At 45.3% G+C, this 16733-nt stretch carries 16 protein-coding genes and 1 pseudogene; all 17 read left to right on the top strand.

The window, feature by feature from the left end:
* Positions 1–127 precede the first annotated feature (127 nt).
* The 17 genes and pseudogenes from BSI_RS19970 (at position 128) to mgfK (ending at position 16731) form a co-directional block, all read left to right on the top strand.
* Complete coding sequence (locus BSI_RS19970) at positions 128–1303, top strand: ATP phosphoribosyltransferase regulatory subunit (protein WP_003235397.1); 1176 nt, start codon at positions 128–130, stop codon at positions 1301–1303.
* Positions 1296–1937 carry an ATP phosphoribosyltransferase gene (gene hisG / locus BSI_RS19975; protein WP_003219799.1) on the top strand — a complete coding sequence of 214 codons (642 nt, stop codon included), beginning with the start codon at positions 1296–1298 and terminating at the stop codon, positions 1935–1937. The genes BSI_RS19970 and hisG overlap by 8 nt, the downstream gene beginning before the upstream one ends.
* Entirely contained in the window at positions 1934–3217 is a 1284-nt protein-coding gene (hisD, locus tag BSI_RS19980; RefSeq protein WP_003235394.1) for a histidinol dehydrogenase, read from the top strand. The genes hisG and hisD overlap by 4 nt, the downstream gene beginning before the upstream one ends.
* The gene (hisB, locus tag BSI_RS19985; protein WP_003235392.1) at positions 3214–3798 is read left to right on the top strand and encodes an imidazoleglycerol-phosphate dehydratase HisB; all 585 of its coding nucleotides are present in this window, start codon (positions 3214–3216) and stop codon (positions 3796–3798) included. Before hisD ends, hisB begins: the two co-directional genes overlap by 4 nt.
* A complete protein-coding gene (hisH, locus tag BSI_RS19990) occupies positions 3799–4437 on the top strand; it encodes an imidazole glycerol phosphate synthase subunit HisH (protein WP_003235390.1) in 639 nt (212 codons plus the stop codon).
* Positions 4434–5171 carry a 1-(5-phosphoribosyl)-5-[(5-phosphoribosylamino)methylideneamino]imidazole-4-carboxamide isomerase gene (hisA, locus tag BSI_RS19995; RefSeq protein WP_003235388.1) on the top strand — a complete coding sequence of 246 codons (738 nt, stop codon included), beginning with the start codon at positions 4434–4436 and terminating at the stop codon, positions 5169–5171. Before hisH ends, hisA begins: the two co-directional genes overlap by 4 nt.
* Positions 5168–5926: an imidazole glycerol phosphate synthase subunit HisF gene (gene hisF / locus BSI_RS20000; protein ID WP_003235386.1), complete on the top strand. Its 759-nt coding sequence runs from the start codon at positions 5168–5170 to the stop codon at positions 5924–5926. Before hisA ends, hisF begins: the two co-directional genes overlap by 4 nt.
* Positions 5923–6546 (top strand): bifunctional phosphoribosyl-AMP cyclohydrolase/phosphoribosyl-ATP diphosphatase HisIE, encoded by a 624-nt coding sequence (hisIE, locus tag BSI_RS20005; RefSeq protein ID WP_003235384.1) that lies wholly within the window; start codon positions 5923–5925, stop codon positions 6544–6546. Before hisF ends, hisIE begins: the two co-directional genes overlap by 4 nt.
* Before the next feature lie 31 nt (positions 6547–6577).
* Positions 6578–7216, top strand: a pseudogene (locus BSI_RS20010) (DUF6792 domain-containing protein); the annotation flags it as partial.
* A gap of 14 nt (positions 7217–7230) precedes the next feature.
* Complete coding sequence (locus BSI_RS20015; RefSeq protein WP_003235381.1) at positions 7231–7590, top strand: hypothetical protein; 360 nt, start codon at positions 7231–7233, stop codon at positions 7588–7590.
* 165 nt (positions 7591–7755) lie between these two features.
* Entirely contained in the window at positions 7756–9525 is a 1770-nt protein-coding gene (gene bmrA / locus BSI_RS20020; RefSeq protein WP_003235379.1) for a multidrug resistance ABC transporter ATP-binding protein/permease BmrA, read from the top strand.
* 124 nt (positions 9526–9649) lie between these two features.
* Entirely contained in the window at positions 9650–11104 is a 1455-nt protein-coding gene (locus BSI_RS20025; RefSeq protein WP_003235377.1) for a tetratricopeptide repeat protein, read from the top strand.
* A 379-nt stretch (positions 11105–11483) separates the two neighbouring features.
* Positions 11484–12896, top strand: a complete 1413-nt coding sequence (gene cwlO, locus BSI_RS20030; protein ID WP_003235375.1) for a peptidoglycan DL-endopeptidase CwlO — start codon at positions 11484–11486, stop codon at positions 12894–12896.
* A 220-nt stretch (positions 12897–13116) separates the two neighbouring features.
* Positions 13117–14067: a thioredoxin-disulfide reductase gene (gene trxB / locus BSI_RS20035; protein ID WP_003228139.1), complete on the top strand. Its 951-nt coding sequence runs from the start codon at positions 13117–13119 to the stop codon at positions 14065–14067.
* 320 nt (positions 14068–14387) lie between these two features.
* Positions 14388–14864, top strand: a complete 477-nt coding sequence (locus tag BSI_RS20040) for an 8-oxo-dGTP diphosphatase (protein ID WP_014481002.1) — start codon at positions 14388–14390, stop codon at positions 14862–14864.
* Between the two features lie 24 nt (positions 14865–14888).
* Positions 14889–15776, top strand: coding sequence for an RNase adapter RapZ (gene rapZ, locus BSI_RS20045; protein ID WP_003235371.1), 888 nt, complete (start codon positions 14889–14891; stop codon positions 15774–15776).
* Between the two features lies 1 nt (position 15777).
* Positions 15778–16731 carry a gluconeogenesis morphogenetic factor MgfK gene (gene mgfK, locus BSI_RS20050; protein ID WP_032731799.1) on the top strand — a complete coding sequence of 318 codons (954 nt, stop codon included), beginning with the start codon at positions 15778–15780 and terminating at the stop codon, positions 16729–16731.
* The last annotated feature ends 2 nt before the right edge of the window (positions 16732–16733 follow it).

Raw genomic sequence — 16733 nt, 5'->3', positions numbered from 1 at the left:
TGAAAAATATCTTAACTGAAGTTAAGCATTGATTTTCATTCTTTCATCTGCTAACATATTATCATATTAGCGAACTAAAGGATTCGGAATTTTCCCTCAAACAATGGCAACGGAGGTGCTCGGGTTGATGTTTATGTTTGAAAAACCGCACGGCATGAGAGATACACTGCCCGGTTTATACGAAACGAAAAAAAAGGTGAGACAATCGTTAACCGATTTGATAGATAAATGGGGATATCAATTTATGGAAACGCCGACGCTGGAGTTTTACGATACCGTTGGCGTGCAGTCAGCGATTGAGGAGCAGCAGCTGTTCAAGCTTCTTGATCAGGACGGCAAGACATTGGTGCTTCGCCCGGATATGACAGGACCGATTGCAAGGGTGGCGGCATCAAAGCTTCTGAAACACGATCATCCGCTCAGAGTCGGCTATGCGGCAAATGTGTTCAGGGCTCAGGAACGCGAAGGCGGACGCCCTGCCGAATTCGAGCAGGTCGGAGTGGAATTAATCGGTGACGGTACGACAAGCGCGGATGCGGAGGTCATTGCTTTAGTAATCGGTGCGTTAAAAAGCGCCGGGCTGTCTTCCTTTAAAATTGCCATCGGCCATGCCGGCATTGCGGATGCCCTGTTTGTTGAGGTGCTCGGAAACGTTGAGCGTGCTGATGTGCTGCGGAGGTTTTTATACGAGAAGAACTATGTCGGTTACAGAGAACATGTCAAGTCTCTACCGCTTTCCTCCATTGATAAAAGCAGGCTGCTTGAGCTTCTTGAATTGCAGGGCGGCATAGAAGTATGCGGACGTGCTGAGGAAATCGTCGATTCTGAGCAAGGAAAAAGCGTGGTTGATGAGCTGAAGGCGCTGTGGGACATTCTTGAGGATTACGGATGTACGGAAAATGTCCGCCTTGATCTGAATATGGTCAGCCACATGAGCTATTACACAGGGATTTTATTTGAAGTGTACGCCGAAAATGTCGGTTTTGTCATTGGAAGCGGCGGCCGTTATAACAAGCTTCTAGGCCATTTTGATTCGCCCGCGCCGGCAACAGGCTTCGGGCTTCGGATCGACCGGCTGATTGAAGCGCTTCATATGAAAGACGAACCTTGTGAAATAGACGCTGTTATTTTCAGCAAAGAGCAGCGGGTGCAAGCCATCGCTTATGCGAATGAAGAACGTATGAAGGGGAACAAAGTGGTTCTTCAAGATTTATCGGGAATTGAAAATATCGATCAGATGACAAAATCTTTTGCAAATGTCACCTATTTTATCGGTGCCAGAAAGGAAGAGCAAAATGGGTAAGTTACTTACAATGGCGATGCCGAAGGGCCGGATATTTGAAGAAGCGGCAGGGCTGCTGCGGCAGGCTGGCTACAAGCTCCCTGAGGAGTTTGAAGATTCAAGAAAACTGATCATTGATGTGCCGGAGGAAAATCTCCGTTTCATATTAGCTAAACCGATGGACGTGACCACATATGTGGAGCATGGCGTTGCAGATGTCGGAATTGCAGGCAAGGATGTCATGCTGGAGGAGGAACGCGATGTATATGAGGTGCTGGATTTGAAGATCAGCAAATGTCACTTGGCAGTCGCCGGACTTCCGAATACAGACTGGAGCGGCGTAGCACCGAGAATCGCGACAAAGTATCCGAATGTGGCCTCCAGTTATTTTAGAGAGCAGGGGGAACAAGTCGAAATCATTAAGCTCAACGGTTCAATCGAGCTGGCCCCGCTCATCGGCCTTGCAGACCGGATTGTGGATATCGTTTCCACAGGACAGACGCTGAAAGAAAACGGGCTTGTTGAAACGGAGCACATTTGTGACATTACTTCCCGCTTTATCGTAAACCCGGTAAGCTATCGCATGAAAGACGATGTGATTGACGAAATGGCATCCCGCTTATCTCTCGTTGTGGAAGGAGAAACGGCAAAATGAAGATCAAAACCATCAGCGGAGCAGAACGGTTTTCTCTCAAGCGGTCCATAGATGCCGGAACGGATGAGCAAAGAAAAACGGTCCGATCGATTATTGAAGATGTAAAAGCAAACGGTGATCAGGCGGTCCGCAGCTACACGGCGAGATTTGACGGCATCGAAATAGACAGCCCGCTGGTCACAAAAGAAGAAATTGAAAAAGCATACACCTCGCTGGATTCACAGCTGCTTCAGGTGATGAGGCAGGCAATCGAAAATATTAGGGAATATCACGAGAGACAGCTGCAATCCTCCTGGTTTTATCACAGAAAAGACGGCACCATGCTGGGGCAGAAAGTGACGGCGCTTGATTCCGCCGGTGTATATGTGCCGGGGGGAACGGCGGCATATCCTTCATCTGTTTTAATGAATGTCATCCCGGCGCTGACAGCGGGTGTGGAAAGAATCGTTCTTGTGACGCCTCCGGGAAAAGACGGACAGCTGTCCCCAGGGGTCTTAGTCGCTGCTGCCGAGCTAGGCATAAAAGACATTTACAAAATGGGCGGCGCTCAGGCGATTGCGGCGCTTGCGTACGGAACAGAAACCATTGAGCCGGTGGATAAAATCACAGGCCCGGGAAATATTTATGTCGCGCTTGCCAAACGAGAGGTGTTCGGTGATGTCGATATCGATATGATTGCCGGACCGAGTGAAATCGTCGTCCTGGCTGATGAAACAGCGATACCGAGGGAAATTGCGGCCGACCTGCTGTCACAGGCGGAACACGATAAGCTCAGCTCAAGTGTATTTGTCACAGATTCCATGACGCTGGCCGAGGCGGTTTCAGCCGAAGTGAACGAGCAGCTGAAAACCTTGCCGCGAAGAGAAATAGCGGAAGCTGCAGTGAACGATTACGGGTGTATATATGTGGCGGAAACAATGGATGAAGCCATTGATACTGTCAATACACTCGCACCGGAGCATTTAGAAATCATCACACAGTCTCCCGAAGCTTTGCTTGGCAGAATCAAACATGCGGGTGCGATTTTCTTAGGCAGATACAGCCCTGAGCCTGTCGGAGATTACTTTGCCGGACCGAACCATGTGCTTCCGACAAACGGAACAGCCAGATTTTCAAGTCCATTAAACGTAACCGATTTTCAAAAGAGATCGAGCATTATTTCTTACAGTCAATCGGCCTTTGAAGAACATGCCGAAAGCATCGCAGCTTTTGCCAGACTTGAAGGATTAGAAGCGCATGCCAGATCAATTGAATCGAGAGAACGGAGGAATTCAAAATGAGAAAAGCGGAACGCGCCAGAAAAACAAACGAAACAGATATTGAGCTGGCATTCGCAATAGACGGCGAGGGACAAGCGGATATCAAAACAGACGTGCCGTTTATGACACACATGCTGGATTTATTCACGAAACACGGACAATTTGATCTTTCCATTAACGCGAAAGGCGATGTTGATATAGATGATCACCACACGACTGAAGATATCGGCATTTGCTTAGGGCAGGCGCTGCTTGAAGCCTTAGGCGATAAAAAAGGAATTAAACGCTACGGTTCAGCGTTTGTACCGATGGATGAGGCGCTTGCTCAAGTCGTGATTGATTTAAGCAACCGGCCGCACTTGGAAATGCGCGCGGACTTCCCGGCGGCTAAAGTCGGAACATTTGATACGGAGCTTGTACATGAATTTTTGTGGAAGCTGGCGCTTGAAGCTCGAATGAACCTGCACGTTATCGTTCATTACGGCACAAACACTCACCACATGATTGAAGCTGTTTTTAAAGCGCTCGGACGTGCGCTTGATGAAGCAACAGCGATTGATCCGCGTGTTAAAGGAATACCATCAACGAAAGGGATGCTGTAAATGATCGGCGTGATAGATTACGGAATGGGCAATTTATACAGTGTCTCAAAGGCGCTTGAGCGTGTCGGCGTGCCGTACCTTGTTTCTGAAAAGCCGGAGGAGCTGAGAGAAGCCGATGCCTTCATTTTGCCGGGGGTCGGTTCATTTGGAGACGCGATGGACAATTTGCGCAACGCGAAGCTCGATCAATTGATTCACGATATGGTCTCAGAGGGAAGACTGCTTCTCGGGATTTGCCTCGGCATGCAGCTTTTATTTGATGAAAGCGAAGAAAACGGCACCGCGTCAGGCCTCGGGCTGTTAAAAGGAAAAGCAGTCAGGCTGAAAGCAAAAGATGAGAAAGGAAACAAGCTGAAGGTTCCGCATATGGGCTGGAACCGCCTTTCCTTTCATAACGAATCTCCGCTGCTGGCTGAAGCAGAAGAAGGCTACGCTTATTTCGTGCATTCTTATTACATTGACGGGATGCAGGAGGACGCGCTTCTGGCAAGCGCTGATTATGGTGTGCGAGTGCCTGCTGTAGTTGGAAAAAGGAACGTCTTCGGCGCCCAATTCCACCCGGAAAAAAGCAGCACGGTCGGTATGTCTATCTTAACCCAATTCACGAAAATGGCAGCAGAACAGAAGGTGAAAAAATGAGTGCTTTTACATTATATCCGGCAATTGATATGAGAAACGGCAAATGTGTCCGCCTTGTTCAAGGAGATTATAATAAGGAAACGATATACGGCGATTCACCTTACGACATGGCCGCGTTATTTGCGAGTGAGGGTGCCGAATGGATACATCTCGTTGATCTCGACGGCGCAAAAGAAGGGAAAAGGGTAAATGACCGCCATGTGATCGAGATTGCCCAAAAGCTGGACCTGAAAGTCGAAATTGGCGGCGGGATCCGTTCCGAAAGTGACGTCTATGAATACTTATCAGCAGGAGTCGATCGGGTGATCCTGGGGAGCTCAGCTGTCTCTAACCCACCGTTTGTAAAAAAAATGCTGAAACAATATGGCGAGAAAATTGCAATCGGACTGGACGCGAGAGACGGCTTTGTTTCAACAGAGGGATGGCTGGAAACATCAACCCTTAAGGCAACCGAACTCGGCAAAGAGCTTGCCAATGAAGGTGCGGAAGTCTTTATTTTTACTGACATCGCGACAGACGGAATGCTGTCAGGCCCCAATATTGAAAGCACTGTCGAGCTTGCGAAGGAAACGGGGAAATCTGTGATCGCTTCCGGCGGAGTCAGCTCCGTCGCGGACCTCGAAGCCCTCGCCCGCTATCAGGCGGACGGCGTTGCTGGAGCGATCATCGGAAAAGCGCTGTATACCAATCAGTTTACGCTGAGCGAGGCGCTTGAAAGGGTGAAGCGGAAATGATTACAAAACGGATTATTCCATGTCTTGATGTTAAAGAAGGACGCGTTGTCAAAGGAATTCAATTTCTTGAATTGAAGGATGCCGGTGACCCAGTTGAACTGGCGGAAGTGTACGACCAGGAAGGCGCGGATGAACTCGTTTTTCTTGATATTTCTGCCTCGCATGAAGGACGCAAAACGATGGTTGACGTTGTGGAGCAGGTTGCCGCGAAGCTCGCAATACCGTTTACAGTCGGCGGCGGCATCAATCAGCTCAGCGATATGAAAACGATTCTGCGTGCCGGAGCGGACAAAGTTTCGGTTAACACGGCAGCTGTTCTCCGCCCTGAGCTGATTACAGAGGGAGCCGAGTTTTTCGGTTCTCAATGCATCGTCCTTGCCATCGATGCCAAGTATGACCAAGAATCTGACACATATAAGGTCTACACGCACGGCGGCAGAAAGAAAACAGATTGGGAAGTCACAGCATGGGCAAAAGAAGGCGTCAAACGCGGAGCCGGAGAAATATTGCTGACAAGTATGGACTCCGACGGTGAGAAAAAAGGCTTCGACCACAGGCTGACAAAGCTTGTTTCTGAAGCTGTCCCCGTACCTGTTATCGCCTCGGGAGGAGCGGGAAACGTGCAGCATATGCTTGAGGCTTTTACAAAAGGAGAAGCCGACGCCGCGCTTGCCGCCTCTATTTTTCATTATAAAGAAACATCGATTAAAGAAGTGAAATCATACTTGAAAGAGCACGGGGTGAATGTGAGATGAAACAGGCAGATGAACTGCGTTTTAACGAGGACGGATTAATTCCTGCCATCGTACAGGATGCGGCAAGTAAAGAAGTGCTGACACTTGCCTATATGAACAAGGAATCGTACGAAAAAACGCTGGAAACAAAAGAAACATGGTTTTACAGCCGCTCGCGCCAAGCGTTATGGCATAAAGGGGAAACCTCAGGGAACACGCAAGCCGTCAAAGGTATCCGGTATGACTGCGACCAGGACGCGCTGATCGTACTCGTAGAACCGTCCGGCCCAGCATGCCACACTGGCAGCTACAGCTGTTTTACAAAGGAACAATCAGAAGAACAGGCTGCGGGCCGATTCGGCATCATTAACGAACTGGAGCGCGTGATCGCGGAACGCCAAGCGGAAATGCCTGAAGGAGCTTACACCACTTACCTTTTCCGAGAAGGTGTTGATAAGATTTTAAAAAAAGTCGGTGAAGAAGCATCCGAAGTCATCATCGCCGCGAAGAACCGAGACCACGAGGAACTCAAATGGGAAGCGGCAGACCTGCTGTATCACCTGCTTGTCCTGCTCAGAGAGCAAGCTCTGCCGCTGGATGATGTGCTAGATGTATTGAAAAAACGCCATTCTGAAAAGTAAGAGGATGGGAGCTGTCTTATATGGCAGCTCCCAAGCTTTAAAAAACGTTGGTGAAATAGTGGAGTACGTAAAATCAATTTTGTCCTCGATAGAAACACTCGACAAAGAAACAAAAGACGCATTAAAACTCATCGTTGACGGCCACAGCATTGTTCAAATGCTGAACGCATTATCAAAGGAAAAAGGCTTCAGCTATAAAGGCTCCGATATTTATTTTACAGGGAAGAGCGGCTCGGGAGAAACGATTAAAGTTAATATCTCATCCGCTGTCAGAATCTATCAAAACGGTATGAAGATCGTTGAAGATATGGAAGATGCGATTTCTAAGTACCAGAAGGTTTACAGTCAGGAAATCGATGAAGACTTTATAGACAAAAAACAGGCGATCACCACAGCTATTCATCATATGGAAGAAAATCCTTCGCATTATGCCTTCGATCTTCAATTCCGGCTTGCAGCTGGTTTCAGTCACACATTCGATAAATTAGAGAAAATCTCAGTTCATGAATCGTTCCACACAGGTGCGCTCCCTGCTAATGAGGGAATTGTTGCTGAATTAAAAAAACAGACAACAGAAAAAAGAGATTTTATCAAAAACATCCGCGAAAGTATTGAAAAGCTGTTTGAAAAAGAAGAAATGATTTCTCAGTTATTTGATTTTCAGCCTTAGGAGGAAAATGAAGAGTGACTTCCTTATTTTCAGAAAGTGAAACAGAAATTGTATCAACCACCTATAGGTTTCTAACCTATGATGAAATGAAGGGGAAAGCAGGCAGCCTCAATAAACCGATCAATGACATTCTCAGCCTGACAAAGAAATTTGAGTCTTCTTTAAAAGAGGAAATCAAAGGGCAAAAAGGGTTGATCGTAAAAAAAATAAAAGAAGAGCTAGAATCAAAAAGCGAAAGTAGAAAAGCTGCACTTCAAATGATAAAAGAAGAACATACTGCAAAAGTTGACCGGTATAAAATGATGATTGAAGACATGCGACAGCAGGATGTGACATTGACTTATAGAAAAAAGAAGCCTGTTCAAGATGGATAATATAAAAATCTCCTATTCAACCATGAGTGGGAGATTTTTATTTTCATCACGGCAAAAATATACTGAAAAAGTCTCTCTCCATTGATATGATTGAGAAAGAGTAAAAATCATCCTTTTGAAATGCTATTTCACCTTTCTGAACGCTGAAACAGGAGGAATAATAATATGCCAAACCAGCAACAAAAATCTAAAAGTAAATTAAAACCCTTTTTTGCATTAGTAAAGCAGACCAATCCTTCTTATGGAAAGCTTGCTTTTGCGTTAATTCTCAGTATTGTGACCACACTGGTCAGCCTGCTGATTCCATTATTAACGAAGCAGCTTGTCGATGGCTTTTCAATGTCAGCCCTGTCAGGAACACAAATCGGGCTGATCGCGCTTGTTTTTCTCGTTCAGGCCGGTTTAAGCGCTTATGCCACCTATGCGCTGAACTATAACGGACAAAAAATCATCTCCGGGCTGAGGGATCTATTATGGAAGAAATTAATTAAGCTCCCTGTCTCCTATTTTGATACAAACGCTTCCGGAGAAACAGTCAGCCGTGTAACGAATGATACGATGGTGGTCAAAGAACTGATTACAACCCATATCAGCGGATTTATTACAGGTATCATTTCTGTCATTGGATCACTGTCTATCTTGTTTATTATGAACTGGAAGCTGACACTGCTTGTGTTAGTGGTCGTTCCTCTGGCCGCTCTTATCTTAATGCCGATAGGCCGGAAGATGTTTTCGATTTCCCGGGAAACGCAAGATGAAACAGCCCGTTTTACAGGCCTGCTGAATCAAATTCTTCCGGAAATTAGGCTCGTCAAGGCTTCAAATGCGGAGGATGTTGAATATGGGCGCGGAAAGATGGGGATTTCTTCCTTATTTAAACTTGGAGTTCGTGAAGCCAAGGTTCAGTCGCTTGTCAGCCCGCTCATCTCACTTGTATTAATGGCAGCTCTCGTAGCAGTCATCGGATACGGCGGCATGCAGGTCTCATCAGGCGAGTTGACCGCCGGAGCGCTCGTGGCATTTATTTTATATTTGTTTCAAATTATTATGCCGATGGGCCAAATTACAACGTTCTTTACACAGCTGCAAAAATCAATCGGTGCAACAGAACGGATGATTGAGATTTTGGCAGAGGAAGAGGAAGATACAGTTACAGGAAAACAAATTGAAAACGCGCATCTGCCTATTCAGCTTGACCATGTATCTTTTGGCTATAAGCCGGATCAGCTGATCTTGAAAGAGATCAGCGCCGTCATTGAGGCAGGGAAAGTAACAGCGATTGTCGGTCCGAGCGGCGGCGGGAAAACGACGCTGTTTAAGCTGCTTGAACGTTTTTATTCGCCGACTGCAGGGACCATTCGGCTGGGGGACGAGCCGGTTGATACTTACTCGCTTGAATCGTGGCGGGAGCACATCGGGTATGTATCACAGGAAAGCCCGTTAATGTCGGGAACGATTAGAGAAAATATTTGCTACGGGTTAGAACGTGATGTAACAGATGCCGAGATCGAAAAAGCCGCGGAGATGGCATATGCACTCAATTTTATAAAGGAGCTGCCAAATCAGCTTGATACTGAGGTGGGCGAACGCGGCATTATGCTGTCAGGCGGACAGAGGCAAAGAATCGCGATTGCGAGAGCGCTTCTCCGTGATCCGAGTATTCTAATGCTTGATGAAGCCACTTCAAGCCTCGACAGCCAATCTGAAAAATCAGTCCAGCAGGCGCTTGAGGTGCTGATGGAGGGCCGTACAACGATTGTCATCGCACACCGCTTATCCACTGTTGTAGACGCGGACCAGCTTTTGTTTGTTGAAAAAGGAGAAATCACCGGACGGGGCACACATCATGAATTAATGGCTTCCCATGATCTATATAGAGATTTTGCTGAACAGCAGCTGAAAATGAACGCGGATTTAGAGAACAAAGCCGGGTAAATTTTGGTCGAATCAGCCAGTAAAAAAGCGGAGGGATTTTCCCAATCCTTCCTTTTGAACTATTGAGGGGCTTGCGATTTATGGTATACTACTGACGGTACATTGTATAAAACGGAGGGTAGTTGTGGGAAAACACACTTCTGAACATAAAAATCACGCACAAATTGTCCAGCTGCTTCAAGATGGACAATATTTTTTTCATAAAGGCTTGAAAGCGTATAAAGAGCGCAATCTGAAACGGGCAAGCAAACTGATTCAGCGCGCGGTTCATTTGGAGCCGGAGGATTCAGAGATGCTTTCGCAGCTTGCGGTCATTTATTCAGAAATGGGCCAATATCAGGAGTCGAACGATCTTCTTGATTATATCATGGCAAATCTGGAGGCCGAAATGCCGGAGTGCCATTACTTTAAAGCGAATAACTTTGCCCATCTGGGGCTCTTTCAAGAAGCTTATAAAGAAGCGGCCACTTATTCAGATGCGGATCCGGACGGTGAATTCGCCGAAGAAAACGAAAGTCTGCTTGAATTGCTCGATTTAGGAGACGGCGGGCCGGAGGATTCTTTGTATGATCAGGATGAATTGCTGATGAAACAGGATCGGGCAAAGTCACTGCTGGAAAGCGGTCAGCTTGCCGAAGCGGTTGCGGCGCTTGAGGAAATCACAGCCGATTATCCGGAGCTTTGGTCAGCATACAATAATCTGGCGCTTGCCTATTTCTATTCAGGCAACATCGTAAAAGCGAAGCAAACCGCTTACCAAGTGCTCAGTCATAATGAAGGAAACCTACACGCCTTATGCAATCTTCTCGTTTTCTACTATTATGAAAGAGAAGACGAAAAAGTGGCGGAACTGAGTGATCAGCTTTCTAACGTATACCCGATGCTATTGGAACAGCGCTATAAACTGGGAGCCACTTTGGCGCTTGTCGGCCGTTATGAGATCGGATATAAATGGCTCAAATCATTATATAAAAGCGGCTTTGAAGGTGACGACACATTCTTTTACTGGCTCTCGTGCTCCGCTTATTTTACGGGACATACTGATTTTGCCGAGACGATCTGGAGAAAAGTCGAGTCGCAATATCCCGGAGAAGACCGCCCGGCTCCATGGATTGAGCGGAGGGAAGCACTTCCTTCATCTGTAGAACAACGTCTCGCAGCCTATTATATCAGCAGCACAAAGGGAGAAACGGAGCATCTTGAAGCGGTGATACGCTCGAAGAGAATTACCGCTCCTTTCGAAAATCATTTTGTTAAGCTGCTTTTAAATGGAGATTCCGTGGCAGCTGACGTATCAGAGGATGCGCTTTTCGCCTATCAAACCGTCAAATTATTGGAGCATGCTGAAAAAGAAGAGATGAAAACAGAAGTCATGAGCTGCTGGGTGTTCCATGTCATCCAGCAAATCCGCGCAGCCGCTCCGTTGAAAAATGAGAGGGGCTGGGCAGCGGCAATCTGTTATATTTGGAAAGAAGCTCACGGCAAACATGATACGAAAAAAGACACAGCGGCCCGATTCGGCATCTCTCCGGCAACTTTGACGAAATATATGAAATATATTGATGATATTCTAGAATAGAATATTTTGAAGAGTCGATTTATAGAATCGACTCTTTTTTTATTTAGTAGATTATATTAATAAAATAATATCGACAGCTTTTTTACTCATTTAAGAAAAATGACAAACGATGGGCGACTTGACATCTGTTTGAAACACAAATGTAATAAAATTTATCGCTAATTTGTCGAAACTTGATGGTATAATGATTCTCGTACATAAGGAATTAGTGTTTTTTACATATGATGTGAAATAAACGCTATACAACCAGAATAAGAGATGCACAGAATAATTAACCATAAACAACCATCATTCCTCGTAGAGTATGAGGAACGAAACTTGATGTTTAAAATACGATTCCAAATGAGGACAGGTTCACAGTAAAAGGGAGGATATAAAAGTGAGAAAGAGTTTATTGACACTTGGTTTGGCTTCCGTCATCGGGACAAGCAGTTTTTTGATCCCATTTACAAGTAAAACTGCATCGGCGGAAACATTAGATGAAAAGAAACAAAAAATCGAAAGCAAGCAATCTGAGGTTGCTTCCAGCATTGAAGCGAAGGAAAAAGAATTAACTGAGCTTCAGGAAAATCAATCAAAGATTGAAAAAGAACTGAAAGACATTAACGCTAAGGCGCTTGATACAAGCAACAAGATCGAAGATAAAAAAGAAGAAAACGATAAAACAAAAGAAGAAATCAAAAAACTGAAAAAAGAGATTAAAGAGACAGAAGCCCGCATCGAAAAACGCAATGAAATCCTGAAAAAACGCGTTCGTTCTTTACAGGAAAGCGGCGGATCTCAAGGATACATAGATGTTCTTTTAGGATCAACAAGCTTTGGTGACTTTATCTCTCGCGCAACTGCGGTTTCATCTATTGTGGATGCAGACAAAGATTTAATCAAGCAGCAAGAGCAGGATAAAGCGAAGCTTGAAGATTCTGAAGCGGATTTGAATGACAAGCTGAAAGAAGTTCAAGCTGCATTGGCTAAATTAGAAACAATGCAAAAAGACCTTGATAAACAGCTTGATGAAAAAGACAAGCTTTTCGACGAAGCAAAAGCAAGCCAGAAGAAAACGGCTGATGCGATTTCTGAATTAAAATCAGAAGCATCTGAACTTGCAAACCAAAAAGCAGATACTGAAGCTGAACAAGCACGTATCAAAAAAGAACAAGAAGCTGCGGCTGCCTTGATCAAAAAGCAGGAAGAAGCACAAAAAGCATCTGATGAGACACAAACAGATGACAGCCAAACGGCTACAACTGAAACAGCAAAAGCAAGCTCATCTGATGATGATTCTTCAGACAACTCTTCTAACGGTTCATCAAACAGTTCGTCTAACGGCTCATCTTCTAAGAAGAGCAGCGGCTCAAACAGCAACTCAGGCGGCACTGTTATCAGCAATTCAGGCGGAATTGAAGGTGCGATCAGCGTTGGTTCAAGCATTGTAGGACAATCTCCGTACAAATTTGGCGGCGGACGCACTCAGTCTGATATCAACAACCGTATTTTTGACTGCTCATCATTCGTACGCTGGGCATACGCTTCTGCAGGTGTGAACCTTGGACCTGTAGGCGGAACAACAACTGATACGTTAGTTGCAAGAGGACAAGCTGTCAGCGCGTCTGAAATGAAACGCGGAGACTTAGTTTTCTTTGACACATACAAAACAAACGGTCACGTTGGAATTTACTTAGGAAACGGTACTTTCCTAAACGACAATACATCTCATGGTGTATCTGTTGACTCAATGAGCAACGTTTACTGGAAAAAAGCATTTAAAGGCGTTGTAAGACGTGTTGTTCAATAATAAATAAGACAAGGGCCTTCTATGAACAGAAGGCTCTTTCTTTATTAACATATATACCCTTTTAAAATACATTTAATCGTGATGAGAAAAAATATGAGCAAAAAAATAGCGTATCACCTTGAGATTTTATAGGATATGGGTAAGGAATACGTTTGATGGGGATTCTAATCTTATTAGAAAAAGCCCCCAACTTGAAAAGACGGTTTAAGGAGTGAATAGTGTGTCAGAAGAGAAAATTTATGACGTGATTATTATCGGCGCGGGCCCTGCTGGGATGACGGCCGCTGTATACACATCAAGAGCAAATTTATCGACATTAATGATTGAAAGAGGAATTCCCGGCGGGCAAATGGCCAATACGGAAGATGTAGAAAACTATCCTGGATTCGAAAGCATCCTCGGACCTGAGCTTTCCAACAAAATGTTCGAACACGCGAAAAAATTCGGCGCTGAATACGCTTATGGTGATATTAAAGAAGTCGTTGATGGCAAAGAGTACAAAGTGGTTAAAGCCGGTTCAAAAGAATATAAAGCACGCGCTGTGATCATTGCCGCGGGTGCGGAGTATAAAAAAATCGGCGTGCCTGGCGAAAAAGAATTGGGCGGCCGCGGTGTGTCTTATTGTGCGGTATGTGACGGCGCTTTCTTTAAAGGCAAAGAGCTTGTCGTTGTCGGCGGCGGAGATTCTGCTGTTGAAGAAGGCGTGTATCTGACACGTTTCGCTTCAAAAGTAACGATCGTTCACAGACGTGATAAACTCCGTGCGCAAAGCATTCTTCAAGCGAGAGCATTTGATAATGAAAAAGTTGACTTCCTATGGAATAAAACCGTGAAGGAAATTCATGAGGAAAACGGCAAAGTCGGTAACGTAACGCTTGTCGATACGGTAACCGGTGAAGAAAGTGAATTCAAAACAGACGGCGTATTCATTTACATCGGCATGCTTCCTCTGTCTAAACCGTTTGAAAATCTGGGCATTACGAATGAAGAAGGCTACATCGAAACAAACGACCGAATGGAAACAAAGGTTGAAGGTATTTTCGCTGCCGGAGACATTCGCGAAAAATCACTTCGTCAAATCGTAACGGCTACAGGAGACGGAAGTATTGCGGCACAAAGCGTACAGCATTATGTCGAAGAGCTCCAAGAAACGCTGAAAACCTTAAAATAAAAAGGGCTGTCATACGAGCTTCACATAACGTTACTGGGTTTTAATTCCGCTGTAACAGTTGTGTAATGCTTTTCGGTTATGATTAATAAAGTAATTGACCCCCTTTTTATAATGAATACACTTTTTTGGCACGGATTCTCCAGTTATCCGTGTCCTTTTTTTGTCCAAAAATAAAAGACGGATGCCTGTTACAGCAAAATCATCTGAACTCAGGGATGAATATGCTGTAAAATAGAAGAAAAGATTGTCAATGTCTCTTCATTGTGGGAGGCATCTTGAAGCGGTATAATAAAGAGACGATGACAGGACGAGAAGGTTAGGTGACGTACTTGCAAAGAGTGACAAATTGTGTGCTTCAGACGGATGACAAGGTTCTTTTGCTTCAAAAGCCGAGACGCGGCTGGTGGGTCGCGCCGGGAGGCAAGATGGAGAGCGGAGAATCAGTCAGAGACTCCGTCATCAGAGAGTACAGAGAAGAGACTGGTATCTATATCATAAATCCTCAGTTAAAAGGCGTTTTTACCTTTATTATTAAAGACGGTGACCACATTGTCTCTGAGTGGATGATGTTTACGTTTGTCGCTGATTCTTATACAGGACAAAATGTATCTGAATCAGAGGAGGGCAAGCTGCAGTGGCACGATGTCAATGATATTCAAAACCTGCCTATGGCCCCGGGAGACGGCCATATCCTTGATTTTATGATGAAGGGACAAGGGCTGCTGCACGGGACATTTACGTATACACCGGACTTTGAGCTGCTTAGTTATCGATTAGACCCGCAGCATATCAAATAGAAAGACAAGTCAGGGGGGAGAAAGATGAGTGTTAGTGAATCACATGATATTCAGCTTGTCATTATAACCGGAATGTCGGGCGCGGGGAAAACTGTCGCCATTCAAAGCTTTGAAGATCTCGGCTATTTCTGCGTCGATAATCTTCCGCCATCATTGCTTCCAAAATTTTTAGAGCTGATGAAGGAATCAAATTCGAAAATGAGCAAGGTTGCGCTCGTTATGGATTTGCGCGGGCGTGAATTTTTTGACCGGCTGATCGAAGCGCTTGATGAAATGGCGGAAAATCCGTGGATAACACCGCGAATTTTATTCTTGGACGCGAAGGATTCTATTCTTGTTACGAGATATAAAGAAACGAGACGTTCGCACCCGCTGGCAGCGACTGGCCTGCCGCTTGAAGGCATCGCGCTGGAACGTGAGCTGCTTGAGGAATTAAAAGGCCGCTCTCAAATCATTTATGATACGTCGGACATGAAGCCGCGTGATTTACGCGAAAAAATCGTAAAGCACTTTGCGTCAAACCAAGGGGAGACATTTACCGTGAATGTCATGTCATTTGGTTTTAAATACGGTATCCCGATTGACGCAGATCTCGTCTTTGATGTCAGATTTTTGCCGAATCCTTATTATATCGAAAGCATGCGGCCGCTGACTGGCAAGGATGAAGAGGTATCCTCTTACGTCATGAAGTGGAATGAAACGCAAAAGTTCAATGAAAAATTAATCGATCTGCTGAGCTTTATGCTTCCATCTTACAAAAGAGAAGGAAAAAGCCAGGTCGTTATTGCAATTGGCTGCACAGGGGGCCAGCACCGCTCTGTGACACTTGCCGAAAATTTAGCTGATTATTTCAAAAAGGATTACTATACTCATGTTACTCACCGGGACATTGAAAAGAGAAGCCGGAAATAAGATGGGACAAAAGCCGAAAATCGCAATCTTTGGCGGCGGTACGGGTCTTTCTGTATTGCTTCGGGGCTTAAAGCATAAACCTGTTGACATTACGGCCATTGTGACAGTTGCCGATGATGGGGGAAGCTCTGGCCGTCTGCGGGATGAATTGCAAATTCCGCCTCCCGGAGACATCAGAAATGTGCTTGCCGCTTTATCCGATGTGGAGCCGCTTGTTGAAGATCTCTTTCAGCACCGCTTCAATAAGGGGAATGATTTAACAGGCCATTCTCTCGGCAATTTGATTTTGGCAGCGATGACAAATATAACCGGTGATTTTTTTCACGCTGTCACAGAAATGAGCAAGGTGCTGAATGTAAGAGGAAAGGTTTTGCCAGCTGCCAATGCCAGTGTCGTTCTGCATGCTGAGATGGAAGACGGCCGCGTGGTCTCAGGCGAGTCCACGATTCCGGCGTACGGGCAACGCATTAAGCGTGTTTTTCTCACGCCTGAACATATTGATCCGCTGCCGGAAACGATAGACGTGATCAGGGAAGCGGATTTGATTATTATCGGCCCGGGAAGCCTCTATACAAGCATTCTTCCCAATTTGCTCGTCCCAAAGATTGGGGAAGAAGTGGTGAAGGCGACGGCGAAAAAAGTATACATTTGCAATGTGATGACTCAGCCCGGCGAAACGCTCCATTACACCGCTGCTGATCATGTGAAAGCGCTCAATCAGCATATGGGCTGCGGTTTTATTGATACGATATTAGTGAACAGCGAAGACATTCCTGACGAAATAAAACGTAAGTACGAAATGGAATCGGCGCGTCCTGTAGATTTTGATATCGAAGAGCTGAAAGCGATGGGGCTTGAAGTCATCAGAGATCAAATCGTAACGTATAAAAATGACGTAATTCGTCACGATACACATAAAGTGGCCTCTCTTCTTGTTGATTTATTGAAAGAATGAAG

The organism is Bacillus inaquosorum KCTC 13429 (assembly GCF_000332645.1).
Taxonomy (GTDB): domain Bacteria; phylum Bacillota; class Bacilli; order Bacillales; family Bacillaceae; genus Bacillus; species Bacillus inaquosorum.
The sequence above is the reverse complement of the archived record's forward strand: the minus strand, read 5'-3'. Positions and strand labels throughout refer to the sequence as shown.

Coding starts and splice junctions, on each gene's coding strand:
- BSI_RS19970 (WP_003235397.1), top strand. CDS start 128: ATGTTTATGTTTGAAAAACCGCACGGCATGAGAGATACACTGCCCGGT.
- hisG (WP_003219799.1), top strand. CDS start 1,296: ATGGGTAAGTTACTTACAATGGCGATGCCGAAGGGCCGGATATTTGAA.
- bmrA (WP_003235379.1), top strand. CDS start 7,756: ATGCCAAACCAGCAACAAAAATCTAAAAGTAAATTAAAACCCTTTTTT.
- hisH (WP_003235390.1), top strand. CDS start 3,799: ATGATCGGCGTGATAGATTACGGAATGGGCAATTTATACAGTGTCTCA.
- mgfK (WP_032731799.1), top strand. CDS start 15,778: ATGGGACAAAAGCCGAAAATCGCAATCTTTGGCGGCGGTACGGGTCTT.
- hisIE (WP_003235384.1), top strand. CDS start 5,923: ATGAAACAGGCAGATGAACTGCGTTTTAACGAGGACGGATTAATTCCT.
- hisD (WP_003235394.1), top strand. CDS start 1,934: ATGAAGATCAAAACCATCAGCGGAGCAGAACGGTTTTCTCTCAAGCGG.
- hisF (WP_003235386.1), top strand. CDS start 5,168: ATGATTACAAAACGGATTATTCCATGTCTTGATGTTAAAGAAGGACGC.
- rapZ (WP_003235371.1), top strand. CDS start 14,889: ATGAGTGTTAGTGAATCACATGATATTCAGCTTGTCATTATAACCGGA.
- hisB (WP_003235392.1), top strand. CDS start 3,214: ATGAGAAAAGCGGAACGCGCCAGAAAAACAAACGAAACAGATATTGAG.
- hisA (WP_003235388.1), top strand. CDS start 4,434: ATGAGTGCTTTTACATTATATCCGGCAATTGATATGAGAAACGGCAAA.